This is a genomic window from Microcoleus sp. D2_18a_D3 (assembly GCF_036702455.1).
Taxonomy (GTDB): Bacteria; Cyanobacteriota; Cyanobacteriia; order Cyanobacteriales; family Microcoleaceae; genus Microcoleus.
Genome location: NZ_JAUBTK010000102.1, coordinates 1 through 23,663 on the forward strand (window position 1 = coordinate 1; position 23,663 = coordinate 23,663).

At 45.3% G+C, this 23,663-nt stretch carries 20 protein-coding genes; 15 read left to right on the forward strand and 5 right to left on the reverse strand.

Going from position 1 to position 23,663, the window contains the following annotated elements; genetic code table 11:
• The first annotated feature begins 217 nt into the window (after window positions 1-217).
• Window positions 218-481 (forward strand): prevent-host-death protein, encoded by a 264-nt coding sequence (locus QUB06_RS30135; protein ID WP_333202989.1) that lies wholly within the window; start codon window positions 218-220, stop codon window positions 479-481.
• Window positions 478-804 (forward strand): type II toxin-antitoxin system RelE/ParE family toxin, encoded by a 327-nt coding sequence (locus QUB06_RS30140; protein ID WP_333438403.1) that lies wholly within the window; start codon window positions 478-480, stop codon window positions 802-804. Before QUB06_RS30135 ends, QUB06_RS30140 begins: the two co-directional genes overlap by 4 nt.
• An 88-nt stretch (window positions 805-892) precedes the next feature.
• Here the strand turns inward: QUB06_RS30140 and prfC are convergent, their stop codons facing one another.
• Window positions 893-2,521, reverse strand: coding sequence for a peptide chain release factor 3 (prfC, locus tag QUB06_RS30145; protein WP_333438404.1), 1,629 nt, complete (start codon window positions 2,519-2,521; stop codon window positions 893-895).
• Window positions 2,522-2,623: 102 nt separating this feature from the next.
• Here prfC and QUB06_RS30150 point away from each other — a divergent pair, with 102 nt between their 5' ends.
• Window positions 2,624-2,968, forward strand: a complete 345-nt coding sequence (locus QUB06_RS30150; RefSeq protein WP_333162138.1) for a DUF4870 domain-containing protein — start codon at window positions 2,624-2,626, stop codon at window positions 2,966-2,968.
• A gap of 765 nt (window positions 2,969-3,733) precedes the next feature.
• On the opposite strand, the gene QUB06_RS30155 is transcribed toward QUB06_RS30150, so the two are convergent.
• The 3 genes from QUB06_RS30155 to QUB06_RS30165 all read right to left on the reverse strand — a co-directional run bounded on the left by QUB06_RS30155 (window position 3,734) and on the right by QUB06_RS30165 (window position 7,506).
• Window positions 3,734-4,189 (reverse strand): DUF2127 domain-containing protein, encoded by a 456-nt coding sequence (locus QUB06_RS30155; protein ID WP_333438405.1) that lies wholly within the window; start codon window positions 4,187-4,189, stop codon window positions 3,734-3,736.
• Between the two features lie 135 nt (window positions 4,190-4,324).
• The gene (locus QUB06_RS30160; RefSeq protein WP_333438406.1) at window positions 4,325-7,297 is read right to left on the reverse strand and encodes a CBS domain-containing protein; all 2,973 of its coding nucleotides are present in this window, start codon (window positions 7,295-7,297) and stop codon (window positions 4,325-4,327) included.
• A gap of 20 nt (window positions 7,298-7,317) precedes the next feature.
• A complete protein-coding gene (locus QUB06_RS30165; protein WP_333438407.1) occupies window positions 7,318-7,506 on the reverse strand; it encodes a hypothetical protein in 189 nt (62 codons plus the stop codon).
• Between the two features lie 116 nt (window positions 7,507-7,622).
• Between QUB06_RS30165 and psbZ the strand changes: the two genes are divergently transcribed.
• The 7 genes from psbZ to QUB06_RS30200 all read left to right on the forward strand — a co-directional run bounded on the left by psbZ (window position 7,623) and on the right by QUB06_RS30200 (window position 18,993).
• Window positions 7,623-7,814, forward strand: coding sequence for a photosystem II reaction center protein PsbZ (gene psbZ / locus QUB06_RS30170; RefSeq protein WP_332957158.1), 192 nt, complete (start codon window positions 7,623-7,625; stop codon window positions 7,812-7,814).
• Window positions 7,815-8,034: 220 nt separating this feature from the next.
• On the forward strand, window positions 8,035-8,628 hold the full coding sequence (ribH, locus tag QUB06_RS30175) for a 6,7-dimethyl-8-ribityllumazine synthase (RefSeq protein WP_333438408.1): 594 nt from the start codon (window positions 8,035-8,037) through the stop codon (window positions 8,626-8,628).
• A gap of 506 nt (window positions 8,629-9,134) precedes the next feature.
• Window positions 9,135-9,713 carry a Uma2 family endonuclease gene (locus tag QUB06_RS30180; RefSeq protein ID WP_333438409.1) on the forward strand — a complete coding sequence of 193 codons (579 nt, stop codon included), beginning with the start codon at window positions 9,135-9,137 and terminating at the stop codon, window positions 9,711-9,713.
• 251 nt (window positions 9,714-9,964) lie between these two features.
• Window positions 9,965-10,588, forward strand: coding sequence for a Uma2 family endonuclease (locus QUB06_RS30185; protein WP_333438410.1), 624 nt, complete (start codon window positions 9,965-9,967; stop codon window positions 10,586-10,588).
• Between the two features lie 271 nt (window positions 10,589-10,859).
• Entirely contained in the window at window positions 10,860-12,182 is a 1,323-nt protein-coding gene (gene rimO / locus QUB06_RS30190) for a 30S ribosomal protein S12 methylthiotransferase RimO (RefSeq protein ID WP_333438411.1), read from the forward strand.
• Window positions 12,183-13,087: 905 nt separating this feature from the next.
• Window positions 13,088-14,554: a DEAD/DEAH box helicase gene (locus QUB06_RS30195; protein WP_333109100.1), complete on the forward strand. Its 1,467-nt coding sequence runs from the start codon at window positions 13,088-13,090 to the stop codon at window positions 14,552-14,554.
• Window positions 14,555-14,811: 257 nt separating this feature from the next.
• A complete protein-coding gene (locus tag QUB06_RS30200; protein ID WP_333438412.1) occupies window positions 14,812-18,993 on the forward strand; it encodes a hypothetical protein in 4,182 nt (1,393 codons plus the stop codon).
• A 185-nt stretch (window positions 18,994-19,178) separates the two neighbouring features.
• Here QUB06_RS30200 and QUB06_RS30205 read toward each other — a convergent pair whose 3' ends face one another.
• Window positions 19,179-19,331, reverse strand: a complete 153-nt coding sequence (locus QUB06_RS30205; RefSeq protein ID WP_333438413.1) for a hypothetical protein — start codon at window positions 19,329-19,331, stop codon at window positions 19,179-19,181.
• Window positions 19,332-19,558: 227 nt separating this feature from the next.
• Between QUB06_RS30205 and QUB06_RS30210 the strand changes: the two genes are divergently transcribed.
• From QUB06_RS30210 to QUB06_RS30230, 5 genes are all read left to right on the forward strand, one after another.
• Window positions 19,559-20,761 (forward strand): Coenzyme F420 hydrogenase/dehydrogenase, beta subunit C-terminal domain, encoded by a 1,203-nt coding sequence (locus QUB06_RS30210; RefSeq protein WP_333438414.1) that lies wholly within the window; start codon window positions 19,559-19,561, stop codon window positions 20,759-20,761.
• 98 nt (window positions 20,762-20,859) lie between these two features.
• Window positions 20,860-21,894, forward strand: coding sequence for a M28 family peptidase (locus tag QUB06_RS30215; protein WP_333438415.1), 1,035 nt, complete (start codon window positions 20,860-20,862; stop codon window positions 21,892-21,894).
• A 191-nt stretch (window positions 21,895-22,085) separates the two neighbouring features.
• The gene (locus tag QUB06_RS30220) at window positions 22,086-22,766 is read left to right on the forward strand and encodes a leucine-rich repeat domain-containing protein (protein ID WP_333438416.1); all 681 of its coding nucleotides are present in this window, start codon (window positions 22,086-22,088) and stop codon (window positions 22,764-22,766) included.
• A gap of 42 nt (window positions 22,767-22,808) precedes the next feature.
• Window positions 22,809-23,243: a leucine-rich repeat domain-containing protein gene (locus QUB06_RS30225; protein WP_333438417.1), complete on the forward strand. Its 435-nt coding sequence runs from the start codon at window positions 22,809-22,811 to the stop codon at window positions 23,241-23,243.
• On the forward strand, window positions 23,240-23,663 hold a 424-nt coding region (locus tag QUB06_RS30230), incomplete at its 3' end, for a transposase family protein (protein ID WP_333438418.1). The genes QUB06_RS30225 and QUB06_RS30230, both read left to right, overlap by 4 nt.

Below are 23,663 nucleotides of genomic sequence, written 5' to 3' on the forward strand. Positions count from 1 at the left end.
TGCAACTAGATTTTTGGGCGACGCGGGCTGCCTCCTCTACAAGCAAGCAACCTCTCACTTCAAAGCGTAGCCGCAGAGGGGGGCCGCCGTCAACCGATTTTAGATTTTAGATTTTGGATCTTAGATTTTGGATTTACTCGTTACCAGCGTCAGCGGCTGGAAACCAGTTAGTTGGGCCGAAATGCTAAATTAAAAGTAATGTTGCTTTAGTACAACCATGTCCAAACGACTCACCATTGCCCAAGCACAGCAGCAGCTTCCAAACCTACCCCAAGAACTTATCAATGAGCCTATCATCATCACTCAAGATGGCGTTCCCGTTATGGCTGCAATGAGCTACACGCATTTGACTGAACTGTTAGAAACCTTAGATATTCTCACCGATACAGAATTCGTTACCAAATTGCGCCAAAGCATCACCCAAGCCCGCCAAGGCGAAACTATTTCCTGGGAAAATGCCAAAGCAAAATTGGGACTATGAATCACGAAGAAAATGCGATCGAATATGAGATCCAGCTTACGCGACTGGCACTGGAAATGTTGGAGGCAGTCAAAGATCGACGAGAACAGGAAAAATTGCGCGATCGCATCGATCAACTAAAATTTGAACCACAAAAGCAAGGCAAAGCCCTTGTAGATAACCTATCAGGATTTCGCAGCATCCGAGCTGTTGGACAGCGCTATCGTATAGTTTATCAAGTCGAACAAGATCGAGTTCTAGTTGTTGTCGTGGGATTAGGGAGACGTAAAGATGGTGACAAAAAAGACATTTACACCATCTTACAAAAACTGTTAGAGCCGTGATTGTAACTTCTTATATCCGGCGTATTTAAGGCGAATAAATATCATTTTTATGGACACAACAATGTTGTGTCCTTTACCTGCGGTAATCTCACTCCTCGCTAACAGCCAAACCAGAAACCACAGGAGCGATCGCATTTAACTTCAACACAGGATGCTCCCCTTCCACCTGGCGGCAATTCCACTCATTTCTAAACAGCAAAACCGGCCTTCCCCAAGTATCTTTCACCGTCACCGTATTAAACAGCCGCCCAACTTTTTCCAGCGCATCCCAACCGCCGTCAACCCAACGAGCTACACTGTAAGGCAACATATCGATCGTCGTTTCCACATTATATTCCGACTGCATTCTGAACTGCACGACCTCAAATTGCAACTGTCCGACAGCAGCCAAAATTGGCTCGCGTTTCGACTCATCAACCGAGTACATAATTTGCACTGCGCCTTCTTCCTGCAACTCAGAAACGCCTTTGCGGAACTGCTTAAACTTAGAAGGATTGGGATTTCTCAAAAAAGCAAAAAGTTCAGGAGAAAAACAGGGTATCCCTTCATATTCCAGTTTTTGCCCGGTGTAAATAGTATCCCCGATCGCAAATACCCCCGGATTGTTCAAACCGATCACATCCCCCGGATACGCAACCTCGATCGACTCGCGATCCTGAGCAAATAACTTTTGAGGCCTTGACAAACGCACCGTTTTACCACTGCGAGCGTGAGTCACGTTCATGTCCTTTTCAAACTTGCCCGTACAAACCCGAATAAAGGCAACGCGATCGCGGTGTCGCGGGTCCATATTCGCTTGCAACTTAAACACAAACCCGGTAAAGTCTTCATAAGTTGGCGGCAAGTCTCCGGCGCTGCTCTTGCGGGCGATCGGCTTCATAGCGTAATCTAAAAACGCATCTAAAAACAGTTCTACCCCAAAATTGCTCATCGCGCTGCCAAAGAAAACTGGTGTCATTTTTCCAGCCCGAACTAAATCTAAATCGAGTTCAGTTCCCAACTCATCCAGCAGTTCTAATTCTTCTTTGAGCTGATAGTAAAGGTCTTGTTCCAACAAATCTTCAATGCGCGGATCGCCCAATTCGATGACGGTATCAACAGCAGCGCGAGAACCGTGTTGAGTCCGCTCGAATAAGTGAATTTTGCGCCCTCTGCGATCGAAAACACCTTTAAAGCGATCGCCCGTACCTATCGGCCAATTTACCGGATAAGTCTGCAACCCCAATTCCTTCTCAATTTCGTCCAACAAATCCAAAGGTTCTCTGCTAGGGCGATCGAGCTTATTAAAGAAAGTAAAAATAGGCAAACTTCGCAGCTTACAAACTTCAAATAACTTCCGAGTTTGCGGTTCCAAACCCTTAGCAGCATCCTCAAGCATCACCGCATTGTCAGCCGCCGCCAGAGTTCGATAAGTATCTTCGCTAAAATCTTGGTGTCCCGGAGTATCGAGCAGATTAATGTGATATTTTTTATACTCAAACTGCAAAACAGTAGAAGTAATAGAAATTCCCCGCTGCTGTTCCATCGCCATCCAGTCAGATGTAGCGTGTCGCTGAGCCCGCCGCGCTTTCACAGAACCTGCTTCGTGAATTGCACCTCCGTACAGCAGCAGCTTTTCTGTCAAAGTAGTTTTACCCGCGTCGGGGTGCGAGATAATAGCAAAGTTGCGCCGGCGCTCAACAGCAGTTAGCAGTTCAGTTTCGAGTTCTGTTGTCATCACAAATTAGGTAGGGGAATCATCACCCGATCGCCATTATAGCCTGTGCTACAGTTGCTATTAAAGGTAAAATTATCAGTAAAGTCAAGGAAGAAAAGTAATATGTACGACTCCGACAAGCGGAAGCTGCTATCACTGGTGTGCCACGGGGCGATTTTTTTCAGCACGTTACTGTTCTCGATCGGAGCTCCGATCGCTGTATTGTTAGTATCAGATGACCCCGTTGTCAAAGAAAACGCTACAGAAGCCATCAATTTTCACCTTAATGTATGGGTGTACAGCACCGTGATTGTGGTGTTAACTGTCGTCACTTTCGGTCTTGCTGGTTTTATCTTAGTGCCCCTAGGTTATCTGCTGCACTGGGGACTGACAATAATGGCTATCCTCCAGGTTTTGCAAAATCCTAACCAACCTTACCGCTACCCTTTTATTTTCCGAATAGTTTAGACAGCAAATCGCGCCTCACAATTGATTTCTACAACCCGATTTCTTTAAGAAGAAACCGGGTTTTTAATTATTTTATAACTCACAATGGTGCAACATCTCTGTTTAAACTTACATCTTGCACCATTTTCAAGAACAGGCAAGATGCCTGTTCCACAAGAGATGAATTTTATTGTGGAACAGGCAGCTTGCCTGTTGTTCCTAAACAAGTAATTGAAAATGGTGTAACATCTCTGTTTAAATAAATGTGGGTAGCTGGGTAAGTGATGCCGAACCCTCATCTGCCTAAAGTTGCAATGGTGTCTTCACCCTGTTACAGGGCTATTGCTGAGGCTAAGTTCATCTTCAGTTGATGCCGGTTCCCAAAGTATCCTAAAGCCTTTGGGTTATTTCGCGGAGTTAGGGCGGATGTTCGATCGCTCCGAACCATCATTTTTGCTTTAGCTGTGCTATTTTTGCATCTGGCGATCGTTTTAGGAAAATGTTCCACCAATTCTATCTCTATCAGGTGTCTTAAAACTTAATACAATATTTTTCCAATAAAAATCCCGCTCTTGTGGAACGGGAAAGCCATCAGGGTGCATCTATATATATGTCAGTATAACTCATAGGGGGTATAACCCCTCGTAGCTTTATCGAATCTTTACAATCACAAAATTTTTGTAAAGATTGAGGTTTTTATTTGACTGAGCACCCGTTTTATGAAATTAAAATGGAAAAGGCTGACATTTATAAAATCCAGTGAGTTTCCTCTGAATAATCAAAACTTTAAGCTCCTTTACCATGCTTTGGCCAATGGTGGAGCAAATACCATAAGATGGCTACATTTGTGATAAATACCGCTAACTTAAGTACCGTGACCCCGTGAACTAATTCATATATTTCAGGGGGTATACTGATGCTTACCAGCACTAAAACTAAGATTGTTGCCCAGTCTTTTTCGTACCACAAACCAACGGCTTCAACAGCAGTTAAGGCCGCATAAAGTGCTGCGGCAAGTCCGCTAAGCAGTAAGTTTTTCGGCTTAAGAATTAGAATTTTTTCTATGAGGAATTCAATAATCTTTAGCTTGCTTTCTAACAAATAAGATTGCGAAAACTCTTCTAAGACTTGATGATTTTTTAATGCAAAAAGCAAAGCAATCGAAGTTACTGTCAAGAGCGAAGCCACAAATGTTTTGTAAAAGACAATTGCGATTAAAGCAGGATCGTGATGTTTTTTCACCTTAATTCTAGAAATATCAATAATGTGCGATCGCCTGGTTAGGCTGTTTAGGATTGAAAACTTAAATTTTAGTAGAGTACGTCAGCAATTAGCTAATCTATTATATCAACAATAACCCGCTGCTGACGCACCTTACTAAGCTTGAGGATAACGTTCTGCTAAGAAAGAGATAGCAGCAGCCCGATCGCCCAAATTGCCATCCAACTTCGCCGCCAACAAATCATCCAACATTCGTTTAAACCCAGGCCCCGGCTTATAACCCAAAGCCTTCAAATCGTTGCCATTCAAAGGCGGCTCAACATTCGCCCATTTCGTGAGATATTCCCAGATTTGGCGGCGTGCACTTCGCGGACTTTGTAGGGCGATCGCAATTAACACCGGCAACTCATAATTTCTCAACAGCAGCACCAATTGACTCGGCAACTCACACTTCGGCAAATTCTCTGCTAACTGGTTCTTTCCGGCTTCCAAAACTTCCAACCGCTTAATGCTGTCAGCAGGTAACTGAAGATTTGCAGCCACCTTGCCGCGATATTCCGGTGCTAAATAAGCGATTAAAACTTCCAGCCGCATCTGCCAATCAGGAATATTGATAATGGGGAATGGGGAATGGGGAATGGGGAATAGGGCATTGTCTCTTCCTTCTTCCTCCTTCCTTCTTCCTTCTTCCTCCTTCCTTCTTCCTTCTTCCTCCTTCCTTCTTCCTTCTTCCTCCTTCCTTCTTCCTTTTTCCTCCTTCCTTCTTCCTTTTTCCTTCTTCCTTCTATCCGTTACATCCGTTACATCCGTTACATAATCCGTTGCCGAACCTTCCTTCTTCCTTCCATTCAAACACCGATCGAGCAAACGCAGTTGCCGCCACAACTCCCGATCCAACTCCAAACTAGGATGAATGCAGCGCAAAGCCTGCAAATCTCCCAACATTTGCAAAGCAACTTTCCAGTAAGGAGCTTGCAAAATGTATTTCAATTCACTTTTAAGCCGAGTTTCCAAAGCCGGAGCTCGACCGTTTTCCCCCTGAATTCGGTAATAAATCCCGCTGGCCAAAGCGTTGCGGATGTATCCTTCCGTCTGCGGCTCAATTTCAAACCCCAAGCGCACCGCAAACCTCACAGCGCGATAAATTCGCGTCGGATCTTCGATAAAACTATTGGCGTGCAAAACTCGAATTTGCTTCGATTCCAAGTCCAGCAAACCGCAAAAAAAATCTAACAATTCGCCGCTGCGAGGAACACCCAACCGCACAGCCAGCGCATTAATTGTAAAATCCCTGCGGTACAAATCTTGGCGAATTGAACTCGCTTCAACTTCAGGATTTGCAGCCGGATAAGGATAAAATTCAGTGCGAGCCGTAGCGATATCCACCCACAGCGAGCCGAAAGCAGAGTCTTTGTGCCACAAAAGCGCGGCGGTTTGAAATTGACCGTGAACGTCCAAACGCGATTCGGGGTAAAGTTTTTGCAGCGAGGAAGCTAACTCGACACCAGCACCGGAATCGTCGGAACCGCACTTTCCATCCACAACCAAATCAATATCTGTTAGCGCCAGTGTATCATCCGTGGCTAAGAGTAAATCCCGGACTGCTCCACCCACAATATAAAGTTGCCAGCCGCGATTTTGGGCAATATTGGCGGCGATCGACAATAACTGCCATAATTCGGGACTGATGCGCGATCGCAACAACTGCTCAACCGATTCGGGTACGGCACAATAAGACAATTCTGCATTGCTTCCCCTGTCTCGCGCTTTTTGCTGGTGCAATTCCCGCAACACATCAGTCCGGGTAACAATTCCCACCAGTTGACCGTTTTCCAAAACTGGCAAGCGGCCGATATCGTATGTCACCATTAAAGATTCAATTTCCGGCAGCAAGGTATCTGGGGCGATCGTTTTTAGCTGCGGAGTCATGTAACCCTTCACCGGGGCGTGACTGAAACCGTGGTGCAGAGCAATGTCAATGTCGCGGCGCGAGATAATGCCGGCGAGTCGATCGCCCGCATCGACCACAGAAAGCCCCGAATGTCCGTAACGTAGGAGGATACGGTGAGCTTCCCCGACCGATGTTTCCGGGCGAATACTCCGCACTGGAGACGACATTAATTCGCGGGCTGTCGGAGGGTGGGGAATTTGAGTTTTGAGTTCGTCAGCTAACTGATTTAAAGTCAGCAGGGCGTCAACATCGCGGGTGGCGAGGGAAGCAGCGCGGGCGTGGCCTCCGCCGCCGAGGGGTTTGAACAATTCGCTGAGGTTTGTGCCTTCAATGCGCGATCGACCGATAATAGTTAATCGATTGGAAACTGGCGATTCGGGATCGATGTTGCGGTTGTTTTCGTTTTCGCCAAATTTATAAACATTGCCTAACAGCAGAGCATCGGTTTCAGTTAAATCGAGCAAGCGAGAAGCCAGAGAAGAAAGTCCGGGAACGTAAGCTTCAGTAGACAGGAGCACCCAGGCGACGCTGTAACCGTGCAAAGTTTCCGATCGCAAATTATTCAGCGCTTCTCTCAGCAAATCTTGCAATTGAGGAGACAAACCGGGTTCTACATATTCAGCGATTACCCCCAAACTCGCTCCCTGTTCCATCAACCAGGCCAAAGCTATTGCATCTCGTGCAGTTGCGCCCTCAAAGGTAAGGGAACCTGTATCGACGTGGATGCCGAGGGCCATTACTGTTGCTTCCGAAGGCAGAAGGCGGAAGGGTATGTCGCTCTTTTCTGCTTGATTTTTGAGCTTTTCAACAATTAATGTCGTGCTGGCTCCGACTGCTTCGATCTGCGTAACAGTAGCGGGGATGTCTGAATGGGCCTCTAGGTGGTGGTCGAAAACAGCAATTTCGCTCACTTGTGGCAAATCCAGCCACTCGGCGGCTTTTCCCAAACGATCGCGCTGGGAGGTATCAACTATAGTAATCGATCGAATTCGTTGCGGATTGACCGATCGGCGTTCAATCAGTGGGTACTCGTCGCGGTGTAGCGCCAAAAAATCCCGCACTGTCGGATGACACCCGCCCGTCAATACGATCCTGCTACCGGGGCGCAGCACGCAAAGTCCCACCGCCGCCCCCAAGGCGTCAAAATCTGCTGTTGTGTGGCACAAAACTAAGTCCATAGCCGAAAATCCCGCATCTCTCACTCACAGAGTAGCAATTTCTCGGGCTCTGACACCGGGCGATCGCACTGTAACTTAACCTTCAGCCAGTATCGAATCCAGTTTTCTGTGCTGTAACGAACAATGATAAAATTGATAAAAATCTCAAAAGCCGCTGACGCCTGTTCGCGCAACGCCCGAATTTGCACGGGTTCTTTCTTATCAATCAACCGACAATCTCTCGATCGACTATCGGGAAACTGTCAAAAACTAGAATTTGGAAGATTTTTTCCGGTTCTGGGAAACTATTTCTGCTCAACGCACGGTTATATCGAAAGGAGAAAAGATGTTATCAATTCTGTTTCAAGTGGTTTTACTGGCTCTGGTACTGCTGTCTTTTGTGATGGTCGTTGGCGTCCCGGTTGCTTATGCCTCTCCCCAAAACTGGAATCAGTCTAAATCCCTGATTTATGTCGGATCGGGTCTCTGGTTTTTGCTGGTTATTGCAGTGGGTGTATTGAACTTTTTAGTCGTTTAATTTCACCCAACTCTATCTAATAAAGAAGGTAAAAGATAGAAGGATGAAGGCATTCACCAGCGATTGAAAGGCATTCGGCAGAAGCTAGGAATTTTCCACACCGCGCGACCCTGTATGTTTTTGTACTTGAGATTCAGATGAGATGCTGCTGCTTTCTGACTTTTGCCTTCTCACAAACAAAACTCTAAAACCTAAAACCTAAAATCTAAACTAGAACACTATGACTGTTTTCGAGGGAACTTTTACTCACACCGAATCTTTGCGATTTGCTATTGTCATCGGTCGTTTTAACGATTTGGTTGTCAACAAACTTTTGGAGGGATGTCAAGATTGTTTGAAACGCCACGGGGTTGATATTAATCCTCATGGCTCTCAGGTGGACTTTTTTTGGGTTCCAGGAAGTTTTGAGATTCCTTTGGTGGCCCGCCAAGCTGCTCTTTCTCACCGCTACGATGCGGTAATTTGTCTGGGTGCGGTAATTCGGGGCCAAACTCCTCATTTCGATTTTGTAGCTGGTGAGGTTGCTAAGGGAATTGCTGCTGCTGCTTTTCAGACAGGGGTGCCGGTGATTTTTGGGGTGGTGACGACTGACACGATGCAGCAAGCTTTGGAAAGGGCTGGAATTAAAAGCAATTTGGGCTGGAATTATGCGATGAGTGCTTTGGAAATGGGCACTTTGATGCGCCAAGTTAAGGGTTTGGGAACACACTCTTACGATCATCGATTAGCTACAGGATCTGCTGCTCAAGTGCTTTCGGGCGAAGGAAATCTGTCGCTAGCCCCCGATGTATCGTCGGATCAAATCCCCTCGTAAGTTCGGCTAGCAGTATTTTTAAGCTCAAAAAACATCAAGATTTGCATCGGGAAAAATCTTAAGACTCTTGTGGGCTGGTGATTATGCCCGCCCCCAAGGTAAAAGTTTCACTGGTGTGGGCCGATCGACAAATTAGACCAATATCTTGCCCATTGGAAATGGGTACTTGGATGCCTCAAGTTCATGCTTGGGGCGGAAATTCTGACCAAGAATTTCAAAGGTGGTACAAGCCCCCGCATTTATCCGTGGAATCAATCCAAAATCTAAAATCTAAAATCCTCCAGCCCCCGCATTTATCTCGCGCAAGTCAATTCTAAAATCTAAAATCTAAAATCTAAAATCTAAAATCGATTGACGATCCATTACCTGCGTCTGCTGCTGTTCAAGTGCTGTCGGGCGATCGCCCCTGATGTATCATCGGATAAAATAGTGTAAGCTGGGTAGCAGTCTGGGGGTATAAATTTGATGGAATTGCGTACTTTTAGCACCTGTAGGTAACAAAAGCGATGACTGTTGTAACTGCGAAAAGATTCTCTATCGAAGAATATCACCGTTTGGGAGAACTGGGATTTTTCGGTCCCGATGACCGAGTAGAATTGATTCGCGGAGAAATTATAAATATGGTTGCTAAAGGTAGGCTTCACTCTGTTTGTAACAGTCTTTTACTTGAGGAGTTAGTCATTTTATTGGCAAGACGCGCTCGCTTGCGCGTACAAGAGCCGATTATTTTATTTACTACTGATAGCGAACCAGAACCTGATGTTGTTATCGCCCGCAATCGCTCTGATAATTATTTATCTTCTCACCCGGAGCCTGCGGATATCTTGTTGGTAATTGAGGTTTCTGATTCTACTTTAAAGTATGACCAGAGAACTAAGTTATCTCTCTATGCGGAAGCTGGCATTTCTAATTATTGGATATTTAATTTGGTTGATAATCAACTGGAACTGCACAGCGAACCTTATCAAAAAAGACAAGGGGATTTCAATTATCGATCCAAACGAGTTGTTCTGCCCGATGAGACTGTTGTAATTCCGGGTTTTCCCGAATTGTCCCTGGATTTATCTTTGGTGTTTCCAGCCTAATTTAAAAGTACGATAAAATCAAGATTATAGAACCCATTTGATCTCTTGAGGACGATCGCTCACAACGGTCGATCGCCCAGATACTGATTTCAGATTCAGTCGATCAGCGCGATCGGTATTTTGAGCTTGTGGACGCAAAATTTTAGCAAACTTCACTCCCTATGTCAAGGATTACAGGCAACGTTGCCTGTAATCCTTGTGTAATATTTGAGCTTTCCGCATACTAATCACCAGACAGAGGAAACCACAACATGATCCAAACCATATCGAAAACAATCACGTTTGATGAGTTCGTTGCCTGGTATCCAGAGAACTCTGTCCACAAGTACGAACTACACAATGGAGTAATTGTTGAAATGCCTTTAGGAACCGGCGACCATTCGGATGTTAGGGGTTTTATCTCCGGTGAAATCAATTTTGAAATCAGGCGACTGCAATTACCTTACTCAATCCCTGGTGACTGCTTGCTCAAGCTTTCCCGTAACGAATCAGGCTACCAACCAGATGTAATTGTCCTAGACCGAACCGCACTTGCAAGCGAACCGCGCTGGAAAAAAGAATCAGTCATCACGATGGGATCTTCGGTGCGACTAGCTGTAGAGGTGGTCAGTACGAACTGGCGGGATGATTATTTTTTCAAAGCTTCCGACTATGAAGAAATGGGCATTCCCGAATACTGGATTGTAGACTATCTTGGTTTAGGCGGTCGCAAGTTTATCGGCAATCCCAAACAACCCACTCTCTCGATTTACCAGCTAGTAGATGGGGAGTATCAGGTAAAACAGTTTAGGGGAAGCGAGACTGTTGAGTCGCTGGCTTTTCCAGAATTGAGCTTAACAGCAGAGAAGATTTTTCTTGCTGGCTTGCCGAACTAGCAAGTCGAAATTATGCAAAGGGCGTAAGATTGTCGAAGCCTTCGGACGACACCAAAACCTGACAATTGGGTCAAAATCTGGCAGCGAAAAAGCGGGAAAGTACGATCGCACAAAGCCTAAAAATTCTCATCTCGCCCACGATCGCACAAATATCACACAACACCTGCGGACACCACAACAGTCCAGAGCTTCCACATACACATTGCAATTTTTTTAATTGTGTGATATCATAAAACGTTCTCAAAAATAGCGCAACACTAACTATTACTGCATGGCAACGAAGCCAACGATCGCATTTACTCACCTCGGCTGCGAAAAAAATCGCATCGATACCGAACACATGATTGGCTTGCTGGCTCAAGCGGGCTATCAAGTGGATTCTAATGAAGAATTAGCTGATTATGTTGTAGTCAATACTTGTAGTTTTATCCAAGCTGCGCGAGAAGAGTCGGTCCGCACCTTGGTAGAATTGGCAGAAGCTAATAAAAAAGTAGTGATCACCGGCTGCATGGCACAGCATTTTCAGCAGGAATTGCTGGACGAATTGCCGGAAGCAGTCGCAATTGTCGGCACGGGCGACTATCATAAAATCGTCAATGTTATGCAGCAGGTGGAAAAGGGCGATCGAGTTTCCCTCGTCTCTTCAGAACCTACTTACATCGCTGACGAAACTACTCCCCGCTACCGCACGACATCGGAAGGTGTCGCTTATCTGCGAATAGCAGAAGGCTGCGACTATCGCTGTGCATTTTGCATTATCCCGCACTTGCGCGGAAATCAAAGGTCGCGGACGATCGAATCTATCGTCGCGGAAGCTCAGCAATTGGCGTCGGAAGGGGTAAAAGAAATTATCTTAATTTCTCAAATTACCACCAACTACGGCAAAGATATTTATGGCGAACCGAAACTCGCCGAACTGCTTCGCGCTTTGGGTAAAGTAGATGTGCCTTGGATTCGGATGCACTACGCCTATCCTACAGGTTTGACTCCGCAAGTTGTCGAGGCAATCCGGGAAACGCCCAACGTTTTGCCGTATTTGGATTTACCCCTGCAACATTCCCATCCCGAAATTTTGCGGGCGATGAATCGACCTTTTCAAGCTGGGATCAATGATGCCATAGTCGATCGGCTCAAAGCAGCACTTCCCGGCGCCGTGATGCGGACAACTTTTATTGTCGGCTTCCCAGGCGAAACCGACGAACACGCATCACACTTGCTGGAATTTGTCAAGCGCCACGAATTCGATCATGTAGGAGTTTTCGTATTTTCGCCAGAAGAAGGAACCCCAGCCTTCAGCTTGCCCCAGCAAATACCAGCAGAAATAATGGAAATGCGGCGCAATTCGGTAATGGCGGCACAACAACCTATATCATTGAAGAAGAATCAAGAATCTGTCGGTCAGGTAGTTGATGTCCTGATAGAACAAGAACAACCAGAGACAGGTGAGTTGATTGGTAGATCCGCTCGGTTTTCCCCAGAAGTAGATGGACTCGTCTATGTGACAGGAGAAGCGCGACTGGGATCGATCGTATCTGTGAAAATTACTGGTGCAGATGTCTACGACCTCTACGGTCAAGTCGATTTTAGATTTTAGATTTTAGATTTTAGATTGACTGCACAGACTCATCTGGGAGATCGATCTTTCTTTTGTCTAAAATTGTGGGATCGACCCTCATGAGTTGACGTGGCACTGTATCCGGTGCTGGGCGGGGTCAAGTGTAAGTGTTGCTGGAACTGTCGCCTGAGACGGTGTGGCGAACAAAAACCCGACACCAGCCAAAAAGGATTAGCAGATTGTGCAGCAAAAGTAACGGTTTGTACAATATTGTGCAAAGATATCTAGCAAAGGGGTTCTAAACCTTTATTAGCCTCTGGCTGCAATCGACGCTCCCCCTCGGGGTGCGGTTATCTCTACAGAACGATCGGAAAATTTTAACGAATTTAATGTTTTGTTTCTGAATGTAAAGAGTTATGATAGTAACAAGCCAGAAATAAGCGGGGAGAATTTGAGATTGCTTCGCCGTCCGCCCTACACCACAACGGTATCCCGAAAGAGTGTTGAGATGGATAGGCGGTAACGGTCGCTGCATCCCCTGCTCAATCCCGCAGGCGACGGATTGCGGGATAGCGCCTGAACCAACAAACCTATTACTACTATGTTGTAGTGAAGTGGGGCTGGCATGATCCTCACTATAAAATGCCTAAGAGGGAAAGCTTGCAAGTACCTCCAAGGAAGTCCAATGTCCTATTTTAAGAATGTTGGAAGCCCATAAGCCGACCGCTGGCGGTTGGTATCGGTGATGTCACAAAATCAAAGACGGCTGTCGAATTGGTAAATTTAGTCACCATCGACGGAGCTGCCCTATACTCGATTGCTATTTAAGAAGGTGCGCGCAGGCGCAGCACCATAAAGAACTCTTATGAGTTCCTGCCGCCGAGCAGAAATCCGCATCCGAGTTGGGCAACTTAGAAGGCTAAGACTCGTTATTAGGAGCATTAATGAATTTATTGTTTGAAGGCTTAGGTCTTTCGGAAGAACTCGTTCTCCATCTGGAAACACTAGGCTTTACAGAACCTACTCCCATCCAAGTACAAGCAATTCCGCACCTGTTAGCAGGTCGCGACGTTGTGGGTCAAGCCCAAACAGGGACAGGCAAAACGGCAGCATTCTCGTTGCCCATCTTGGAGCGGATTGATTTAGATGTAACTGCGGTGCAAGCACTGGTGCTGACGCCGACTCGCGAATTGGCGATGCAAGTAACTGAAGCCATCCGTGATTTGAGCGGCATCAGCAGCGACGGCCCGGTAAAAGTGGGTCGCTCTCTGCAAGTTCTGACAGTGTACGGCGGTCAATCGATCGATCGTCAAATGCAGCGTTTGAAGCGCGGCGTTCACGTCGTTGTCGGTACACCCGGACGCATATTGGATATGCTCAGCCGTGGCAGCCTGAAACTAGACAAGGTAAAGTGGCTGGTTTTGGATGAAGCTGACGAAATGCTGAGCATGGGCTTTATTCAAGATGTGGAAAAAATCTTGGATGCAGCACCACAAGAACGTCAAACGGCATTTTTCTCGGCGACGATGGAACCTTCCATTCGGAAACTGGTGGCGCGGCATTTGCGTAACCCAGTCAACGTCACCGTAGAACAGCCAAAAGCAACGCCAAAGCGCATCAGCCAAGGCGTGTACATGATTCCCCGTGGCTGGTCGAAGGCAAGAGCCCTACAGCCAATCCTAGAAATGGAAGACCCGGAATCTGCACTGATTTTTGTGCGGACTCGGCAGTCGGCGGCAGAACTCACCAGCCAACTGCAAGCAGCCGGTCACAGCGTTGATGAGTATCACGGTAATTTGAATCAGGCACAACGGGAACGCTTGCTGCATCGGTTCCGCCAATGTCAGGTGCGCTGGGTAGTGGCGACTGATATTGCGGCACGGGGTTTGGACGTGGATCACTTGACTCACGTTATTAACTACGATTTGCCCGACAGTGTGGAAAGCTACGTTCACCGGATCGGACGCACGGGCCGGGCTGGTCGCGAAGGAACGGCGATTACGCTGATTCAACCGGTCGATCGCCGCAAACTGCGCTTGATTGAACGCCACGTTCGATCGAGCTTGACGGTGCGAAACATTCCGACACGGGCGCAAATAGAAGCTCGTCAGTTGGAAAAGATGCAGGGTAAAGTTCGCGAAGCTTTGGCTGGCGAACGGATGGCATCTTTCTTGCCTCTGGTGTCTCAGTTATCCGAGGAGTACGACTCCCACGCGATCGCCGCTGCTGCTTTGCAAATGGCTTTCGATCAAAGCCGTCCTGCTTGGATGGGCGCGGATTACGCTCAACAAGAAGATCCCCCGATTGGTGGAGAAAACAGCGTCAAGCCTATCTTGATCAAAAAGCGGGCTAAGACTGGTGAGGCGACTTTTTCTGGAGCACCGAGTGCTCCTGTTCCCCAGAACCGCTAATTGGTAGGGTGCACTCGGTGCACCTTATTGATAATTTTTGTAGAGATGCGATATCGCGTCTCTACTTTTTTTTATGGGTATAACACTCTCTGGGAAAGAAAAATCATCAAAAAGCTATTCGTTTGTCCCATAAGCATAAAGGACAATCAATTAAAGCAGCGCTAACTTGTTCACAGTTAAACCAGAAGGCTGATTTATGAACGACAATAAATTAAAGCAGCGCTAACTTGTTCGGACTTAAACCAGGAGGCTAACTTATGTATGTATATGTCACTCAGCAGTGTAAGGACAACGCCAAAAAGTATGGTATCGAGTCCGAGATTAAGAAACTTAGTGATGAGTCAGATGCCCTAATTCGCTTCAATCCAATTCATCCCTACTGGAAGCGGAACATAGGTAACTTGAGATTATTGGCCAAAATCGAGAAGGTGGATAATGACCCTATTCTCTGCCTGCTCAATATTTTTCCAAGGGGAGGCAGAGAGTATGACGAAGAATTCTTACTAAACCGTAAAGGATTTGGCGAAAAGTACCTAGAACCCTTACTGGAGAACCCTGCTGAACTCCAAGACTGGCTGAATGGACAGAAGGAGTCGGGAAACCAACAACAGAACCAACGCCAACCTCTCCCACATGAACTACTAAATTGGCTAGAACTACCTAGTTGGAGTAGAGATTCAAATGACTTGGTAATTTATGAAAGCGAACAATGGATGAGGAGGTTTGGCCAGGAGACATTCAAAGATCGGCGGGAAAGCTACCACGGTATTATCTGCGAAATCAGTAAGCCAGATGAGATGGGGGAAATAACAGCTTGGCCTCATGTAAAACTGTATAGCAACAGTCAAGGGCGATCTGTTCTATTTAGCAAAATCGAAACTCTGGCCACTGAAGATATACCAGCCAGACCAGTTTTGTTGCTCCTAGCTCCTTTTGCTGACAAGGTATCGCCAGAAAACATTGCAGAAGTAGTAAGGGCTACCAATCTTTGTGATTCTGATGGAAATGCTAATATTTCTTTAGGTAAACTAGAGCTGGATGATTTAGCTCGTATTGCTCCACGCTCCTATCGATACTATCTGCTTTGGGATTTCGAGATCTGGCTATCTATTGAAAAACAAGAAGAATCAAACTTATCTCTTTCTGGAGAAGAGGAGAAGATTTTACAGTCAGTTTCGACTCCCGGACAGCCGTCTCTACCAATCTTCATAAATGGACGAGCCGGAAGTGGCAAATCTACTATGCTCTTTCACTTGTTTGCAGAATATTGCGAACGGCATTATAAATACAGCGAGCAACAAAAAGTGGGATACTATGAAAAGCCGCACCCCCTTTTCATAACCTATAATGAGGGATTAGTAAAGGTTGCTAAAGAATCTGTACAGAAGATTCTGGAATCCCATGAACAAATGTTGAAAAGTAGGAAGGAATCAGATACCGTACCAGACATAGAACCATTTTTTCAGCCATTCCAGAAGTTTCTGTTGGACTTACTACCACCGACAGAGCGCGACAGATTCCAACCAGAAAAGTACATTTCTTATAATCACTTCCGGCTGCTTTACAAAGATTCCAAGCTGCCTGAAGCTAACAATAAAAGCTACTCAGCGGGACGGTGCTGGCACATAATCAGAACTTTCATTAAGGGTTACATTCTTGATGAGTACATGACTCTAGAGATATATCGGGAGGTGCCACGCAAGGAACGGACGATATCAGAGGAAACTTTCCAAAAGATTTACGAAACGATTTGGGAACGTTGGTACAAGGGACTTACTGAAAAATCTGGCTACTGGGACGATCAAGACTTAATCCAAAAGGTTCTCAAACTCAAGTGTTACCGTCCAGATTACACAGCAATTTTCTGCGACGAGTCACAGGACTTTACCAGGCTGGAACTGCGTCTGATTATGCAGCTTTCTGTGTTCTCCCAATATGATTTTGGATATCATCGTCCGGCTAGTTTGCCCTGTGCCTTTGCCGGAGATCCTTTTCAGACCTTAAATCCAACAGGGTTCCGGTGGGATAGCGTCAGCGCATCATTCTACAACGAAGTGATTATGACCCTAGATCCAGCAGGAGAACTGAATTTGGGCATGAACTTTAAGGATCTAAAGGTCAACTACCGATCCAGCGCATCCATTGTTCGAGTAACGAATTTAATCCAGCTATGGCGTCGCCTACGATTTGATCTGACGGAACTCAAACCACAGACACCGTGGCAGAAAGACAGCGCTTCTAAACCTCAAAAGTTCATACGAGAGCCTGAGCTTTTAACTGCGGAACTGAAACGGTATATTGAAAAAAGACCAATATTTATTGTGCCTTGTGAAGCCGGTGGAGAAATCGAATATATCCAAAACGATCCAGTTCTGGTGAAACTTTTTCCCCAAGTAACAGAGGGTAAAACTCCCGAGAACGTGTATAGTGCTATCAAAGCGAAAGGTCTGGAATTTCCACTGGTAATCCTGTATAAGTTTGGTGATGAGTTGGTGAAAGAATATCCTGAAAGTGAGAGACTGCTATGGAATTTTGATAATGGTCGAGATGATTCCGTGGAACTGGAATACTTCTTTAATAAGCTCTACGTCGCCAGCAGCCGAGCAATGTCGGATTTGGTTATAATTGACTCAGAAGCAGGAGATAAGTTGCTGTGGCAGCGTGCCAGTGAGGGTGAGCTAAAGCAATTTCTAGAACGCTTGGAGAAGCGGGATCGCGAAGTTTGGGCCGACTTGCTCGGAACTATCAGCGAGGGTGAAAGCCTAGAGGTGCTGGATCAAGACAATCGGGAAATCCAAGCACAGCGGTTGAAGAAGCAGGGAGAGACAGAGGAAAATCCAGAGTTGCTCAGAAATGCCAAAGAGCTTTACCATTTGCTTGGAAAAACATTAGAAGCTGACGAATGTAAAGCTTTGGCTCTTAAATTAGAGAAGCAGTTTAGTGAGGCTGGTAAAGTTTTCCTTAAGCGGAAGAAGGTAGATGAAGCTTGGGAGTGCTTCTGGAACGGAGCGTGCTGGCAAGAGTTAAAAGAATGGTACGCTAACAACCCTGGGAAGAAGCCTGTCGAGCGTCATATAGCGGACTTCATGGCTCAAAACCCTAAGCCAGTCGATGAGTTTACTAAGTTTCTTAAAGATTCCCTTGAGAGCAACCGACTCAAAAAGAATCGCTGTAGCAAACCTTGGCAAGAAGCAGTCAAGGAGTATGCCAGCCAAATTGAGGAATTGATCGGCGGAAAAAATCTTGATAATAGTGAGCAAGGGCGACAGTTTGGGAATACGCTGGAAGATTTGGATGAAGCAGGGTATTTCGGTACGCTTGAAGTCGCGGGAAACTGTTTTTACCGATTCAAAGACTACATAAGTGCAGTCCGCTGCTGGGATCGCTGTCAGGCAACCCAAAAAGATGAATATTACTTAGCGAAAGCAGAGGTTCTTCCTGTACCTGATCGCTTGGAATATCTAGAAAAAGCAGGAAAAGCTCAGCATATCGTCAGTGAGTGGGAAACACAAGGTAAACCAGTCAAACCGCAGTGGCTAAAATATGTTGAACCAGCCCTAGAAAAGCAGAAGCGGTATCAGGATCTGGTCGATCACTTAATCAGTCGTAAATCGTGGATCAAAGCCACGGAAGCAATAGATCGCTGTCCCAATGCTGGTGAGACGGAAAGTTTGAGGTTTAATCTTGTGCGTGCAATTGCCTACTCAGACCTCACTCCAGAAGAGGCTTTAGAAGACCGTAAACGTTATGTGAATTTTATGGCTCAAGTCCGTAATGCTTCTAGCTGGCAGCAGGCTTTATCTGTACAGGAGGTGGGAACAGCACTAGAGAAAATTGGTGAATTGGTTCAAGTCCTAAAGTTTTACGAGGAATTTGTAGGCCACTCTAACTCTAAGCTTCGACAATTTGCACGAGAGCGCTGGATTGCGACTAAGAAAAAACAGGAGGTTTACGAGCAGGGTACAGATGGTGACAAGCTCGATATCACCCAACAAAAACTTGCAGAAAATGCTCGTAAATGGAACATAGATCCAAAGTCGATCTCTTCCGATCCAGCTCTTGAGCCAGATTATCGTCGAGTAGATGCTACTCTCTCACCATCACAGCTATCGAACCAGTTAGTAGAAGAAGATAGTCATTGGAAAACTGTAGCAATGGGCATGGAACAGCGCCAAATTGGTCGTCTTCAGGTAGTGAGAATGAAGGCGTTAAAGCAGCTAACCTTTAGTGATGATACCTCGAATACCTTACAGTTAAATTTAGAATCAGGACACTGCACAGCTAATGGAAAAGTTCAAATAGAACCATCTGGCAGTAACAGCTTACTGTTTAAGATTTCTGAAAGTGGTTACACTTGTGAGGTGTTCTACGGTGGCAATCATCCGAAGGTTGAACTTACCACAAAAGATTTATCTGGCAAAATGACCCTAACACTATAGGCTACTTCAAAACTAGCAACCCTACCATTAACTTCTAGGGTGGACAATGCCAGCCCAGCCCTGTGAAAGTGGTGAAGAATACCCTCAAACTCTGTAAATTTAGTTGCGGGCGATCGTTAAATCTTCTTTAAAGAGATGATTACTAATAAACCCGGTTTATTGCCGATAGCCCCGGAGTTCAAAAATCAAGTAGAAGGCTTTTGTGTTGCTGTCAGCATTTTTTCTAGAGTAGTAATAGTTGGATTCATCGCAGCAAAAGGACGAACTAAAACAGCAAATCCTAAGCAGGAAATTGCGAGATTGCAAATGATAGCCACGAGGGCTGCTTTAACAAACATTTTTACGATTTATCTCATAGCTTTATTGATTAAATAATTACTGAGCTCGCTCGCTATTTCAGGATAAATGCTAATGTTTGAGCGACGAATCCCGGGCGAATTTTATTCCCTGCTATACAAACAAAGCCCGCCTCTGCGGACTAAAAAAAAAGAATAAAGAAAGAAATTAACCCGAACTGGTGTGATATTCTCGTAAATGCCATATTTGCATAAAATAAGTAATTTAGATGACCGCAACAGATTCTGCTAAGCACCAAAAATCCAAAGCCCTCAAACCGGGTAGCCGCCGCCCCGCTAAAGAACTGTGCAGCGAGTGCGGTTTGTGCGATACATATTACATCCATTATGTCAAGGAATCTTGTGCTTTCTTAACACAGCATATTGCAGAACTGGAAGAAGAGATTCACGGGCGATCGCGCAATCTCGACAATCCCGACGATTGGTATTTCGGAGTCAGTCAAAACATGATGGCGGCTCGTAAAAAAGAGCCGATCGAGGGCGCTCAATGGACGGGAATCGTCAGCACAATTGCCATTGAAATGCTCGAAAAAGGAATTGTAGAAGGCGTTGTTTGCGTCCAAAATACTAAGGAAGACCGCTTTCAGCCGATGCCGATTATTGCTAGAAATCGCGAAGAAATTCTGGCAGCAAAAGTCAACAAGCCAACTCTCTCTCCCAATCTTTCAGTATTAGAACAAATTGAACAATCAGGAATGAAGCGGCTGTTAGTAATTGGCGTCGGCTGTCAAATTCAAGCCCTGCGAACAGTCGAGAAAAAACTCGGTTTAGAAAAGCTCTACGTTTTGGGAACTCCCTGCGTGGATAATGTCAGCCGCGCGGGGTTGCAGAAATTCCTAGATACGACTAGCCGCTCTCCTGAAACAGTGGTTTCTTACGAATTTATGCAAGACTTTAACGTTCACTTCAAACACGAAGATGGTTCGGAAGAAAAAGTGCCGTTTTTTGGCTTGAATACTAAGGAATTGAAAGATGTTTTTGCTCCTTCTTGTTTGAGCTGTTTTGATTATGTCAATTCTTTAGCAGATTTAGTTGTGGGCTACATGGGCGCACCTTTTGGTTGGCAGTGGATTGTAGTGCGAAATGACACGGGGCAAGAAATGTTAGATTTGGTAACGGATCAGTTAAATACTCAGCCGGTGATGTCTAAGGGAAACAGAAAAGAAGCCGTTCAGCAAAGCATTCCGGCTTATGAAAAAGGAGTGACTTTGCCAATGTGGGCGGCGAAGTTAATGGGAGTTTTTATTGAGAGAATTGGGCCGAAGGGCTTGGAATATGCTCGGTTTTCGATTGATTCTCATTTCACTCGCAATTATCTGTACGTGAAGCGCAATTACCCGGAGAAATTAGAGGCTCATGTGCCGGAATATGCTAAGCGGATTGTGGGGCAGTATAAGTTGCCAGATGTGTAGTTTAGTAGGGTGCGTCAGTCAAAAGTTGTTGGATTATTGAAAAAATAACGCTAACTGACGCACCCTACTACTGAAGCATAGCAAAAGATAAAAAATAAATGCTATTGGGAAAAATAGAATTATGGAATCGCAGAACGTTAACTAGACTGGCTATCCTTAGTACAATCTTAATTAGTCTGATTAGTGGGATATGGTTGAGTATGATTGCCATGCCAGGGAAAAGCTACAGCGGGACAATTCCCCCTTTAACAGCAAAGGAAATCTCGCTCCGAGATGCTTTACAGCGCGATGTGGATAAGCTCTCTGGTGAAATCGGAGAGCGCAACTTTATACAATATCAAAAACTTGGAGAAGCCGCTGACTTTCTCGAAGCATCTTTTCAAGCTGTTGGCTATAAAGTTGAACGACAAGGATATAAAATTGATGATAAATTTTATTATAACATAGAAGTGGAGATTCCAGGGGGAAAAAAGGCCGATGAAATAGTTGTAATTGGCGCACATTATGATTCTGTGGTGGGGAGTCCAGGGGCCAATGATAACGCAACTGGGGCGGCGGGAGTCCTGGCTTTAGCGAGAATGTTTGCGGATAAAAAGCCGGAAAAGACTGTGCGTTTTGTTGAGTTTGTGAATGAGGAACCGCCTTTTTTCTGGACTGCTGATATGGGGAGTTTGGTTTATGCCAAAAGATGCAGAGAGCGTAATGAAAAAAATGTTTCGATGCTCAGTTTAGAAACAATTGGTTATTACTCAGATGTCAAAAACAGTCAGAAATATCCAGCACCCTTAAACCTTTTTTATCCTACATCGGGAAATTTTATCGGATTTATTGGCAATACATCCTCAAGTAAACTGGTTAGAGAGGCGATCGCATCTTTCCGCCGCCATGCTGAATTTCCCTCGGAAGGTGCAGCAATTCCGGGTGGCATTCCTGGTGTTGGTTGGTCAGATCAATGGTCTTTTTGGCAACATGGTTATCCAGGGCTGATGGTGACAGATACTGCTCCCTATCGCTATCCTTACTATCACACGGCGCAAGATACACCCGATAAGGTTGATTGGGAACGGACGACGAAGGTGATAGCTGGATTGGAGAAAGTTGTGGCAGAGTTGATGGGAGTTGATATCAATTAGTTGTTGCGTAGGCTGCGGAGCGTGGAAATATCCTCGCTGGGCGCAGAATATCAGGGAAAATGACGCACCTATAAATTAGTATAAGTTGCCTGAGTGAGGTGATTAAGAGAGTTTTTAATAGATGTTTTGCAGGGACACGGTAAGGCAGTGTCTTCGTTTTATACAGTGGAAAAAATTAGAGGTGCAAGATTATGACACTTATAGTTGCACAGAAACACATGAATTTACAAAAATTGATAGTAGTTACTTGTTGTGCGATCCTAGCATTATCTGGGAGTGGACTATCTGCCAAGGCTGCAGAAACGCGATCGGGAAACAGTGGACAAACATTTGCTGATTGGTGTCGCCAAAAAGCTGATTTGAGTCCTGAAGCTAAACATACTGTTGAGGTCCTGTTGAAGGAAGCAGGGACTACTGAGTGCGATGCGGCTAATCAGACACTTTTGAGTCTCACGGGACTCCTCCTCCCCAACAATCAAATCAGCGACATCAAACCGCTAGAATCCTTGACTAACCTGACTGTGCTCTTCCTCCCCAACAATCAAATCAGCGACATCAAACCGCTAGAATCCTTGACTAACCTGAATTTGCTCTACCTCGATAAAAATCAAATCAGCGACATCAAACCGCTAGAATCCTTGACTAACCTGACTGTGCTCGACCTCGATAACAATCAAATCAGCGACATCAAACCGCTAGAATCCTTGACTAACCTGAATTTGCTCTATCTCGACAACAATCGAATCAGCGACATCAAACCGCTAGAATCCTTGACTAACCTGATTTTGATCCGTCTTAGCGGAAATCCGATCGCTCCCAAAACTTGCCCACTCCAGCGAGAGTATATGTGTAAGTGGGAACCCAGAAATTAAATGCTCAAACTTTACTGTTGGGGAAATTAGAGGTACAAGATTATGACACTCATAGTTGCACACAAACACATGAAGTTACCAAAGTCGATCGCACTTACTTGTTGTGCAATCCTAGCATTATCTGGAAATGGACTGTCTGCGAAGGCTGCAGAAGTGCGATCGGGAAACATGAGACGAACATTTGCCGATTGGTGTCGCCAAAAAGCTTCCTTGAGTCCTGAAGCTAAACATACTGTTGAGGTGCTGTTGCAGAAAGCTGAGACTACTGAGTGCGATGCGGCTAATCAGAAACTTTCGATTCTCACCGAACTCGCTCTCAACAACAATGAAATCAGCGACATCAAACCGCTAGAATCCTTGACTAACCTGGATTATCTCGTCCTCAGCAACAATCAAATCAGCGACATCAAACCCCTAGAATCGGCTCTCCTGAGTTTATGGTGTAAAATGTACCTACTAATACATTTACCGTTATGAGCTTCCATCTAGACTATCTATTAGCCTTGCCTGGAGTCAGGGTTGAAACTTGTACTCAAGTTGAGGGGAAAATTTTCTTGGGACTGAGCATTTTATCCGAAGGAATTGTTTGTCATCATTGTAACAATCCTACCGAAAAACTGCATCAAAATCGACCAATTTTAGTAAGAGATTTGTCTGTTTTTGGTCGTCCTGTATATCTAAAAATCCCACGACGGCAGTTTTACTGTCCTAGTTGTCAACGGTATCCCACAGAAAAACTAGATTTTTTGGACGTTAAAAGACGGCATACTCAACGATATGAACAAGATATTTATGAGCGTGTCAAACAATCGAGCATGGAGCAAATTGGACGAGAAGAAGGACTGAGTTATGACGAAATAAAAGGAATATTTGAGCAGGTAAACACCATAAAAAAAA

Excerpts from the sequence above, each read along its gene's own strand:
- QUB06_RS30220 (WP_333438416.1), top strand. The coding sequence starts at position 22,086 with ATGACACTTATAGTTGCACAGAAACACATGAATTTACAAAAATTGATA.
- rimO (WP_333438411.1), top strand. The coding sequence starts at position 10,860 with ATGGCAACGAAGCCAACGATCGCATTTACTCACCTCGGCTGCGAAAAA.
- QUB06_RS30180 (WP_333438409.1), top strand. The coding sequence starts at position 9,135 with ATGACTGTTGTAACTGCGAAAAGATTCTCTATCGAAGAATATCACCGT.
- QUB06_RS30200 (WP_333438412.1), top strand. The coding sequence starts at position 14,812 with ATGTATGTATATGTCACTCAGCAGTGTAAGGACAACGCCAAAAAGTAT.
- psbZ (WP_332957158.1), top strand. The coding sequence starts at position 7,623 with ATGTTATCAATTCTGTTTCAAGTGGTTTTACTGGCTCTGGTACTGCTG.
- QUB06_RS30225 (WP_333438417.1), top strand. The coding sequence starts at position 22,809 with ATGACACTCATAGTTGCACACAAACACATGAAGTTACCAAAGTCGATC.
- QUB06_RS30150 (WP_333162138.1), top strand. The coding sequence starts at position 2,624 with ATGTACGACTCCGACAAGCGGAAGCTGCTATCACTGGTGTGCCACGGG.
- QUB06_RS30140 (WP_333438403.1), top strand. The coding sequence starts at position 478 with ATGAATCACGAAGAAAATGCGATCGAATATGAGATCCAGCTTACGCGA.
- QUB06_RS30205 (WP_333438413.1), bottom strand. The coding sequence starts at position 19,331 with ATGTTTGTTAAAGCAGCCCTCGTGGCTATCATTTGCAATCTCGCAATT.
- QUB06_RS30215 (WP_333438415.1), top strand. The coding sequence starts at position 20,860 with ATGCTATTGGGAAAAATAGAATTATGGAATCGCAGAACGTTAACTAGA.
- QUB06_RS30135 (WP_333202989.1), top strand. The coding sequence starts at position 218 with ATGTCCAAACGACTCACCATTGCCCAAGCACAGCAGCAGCTTCCAAAC.
- QUB06_RS30160 (WP_333438406.1), bottom strand. The coding sequence starts at position 7,297 with ATGGACTTAGTTTTGTGCCACACAACAGCAGATTTTGACGCCTTGGGG.
- QUB06_RS30185 (WP_333438410.1), top strand. The coding sequence starts at position 9,965 with ATGATCCAAACCATATCGAAAACAATCACGTTTGATGAGTTCGTTGCC.
- QUB06_RS30195 (WP_333109100.1), top strand. The coding sequence starts at position 13,088 with ATGAATTTATTGTTTGAAGGCTTAGGTCTTTCGGAAGAACTCGTTCTC.
- prfC (WP_333438404.1), bottom strand. The coding sequence starts at position 2,521 with ATGACAACAGAACTCGAAACTGAACTGCTAACTGCTGTTGAGCGCCGG.
- ribH (WP_333438408.1), top strand. The coding sequence starts at position 8,035 with ATGACTGTTTTCGAGGGAACTTTTACTCACACCGAATCTTTGCGATTT.
- QUB06_RS30210 (WP_333438414.1), top strand. The coding sequence starts at position 19,559 with ATGACCGCAACAGATTCTGCTAAGCACCAAAAATCCAAAGCCCTCAAA.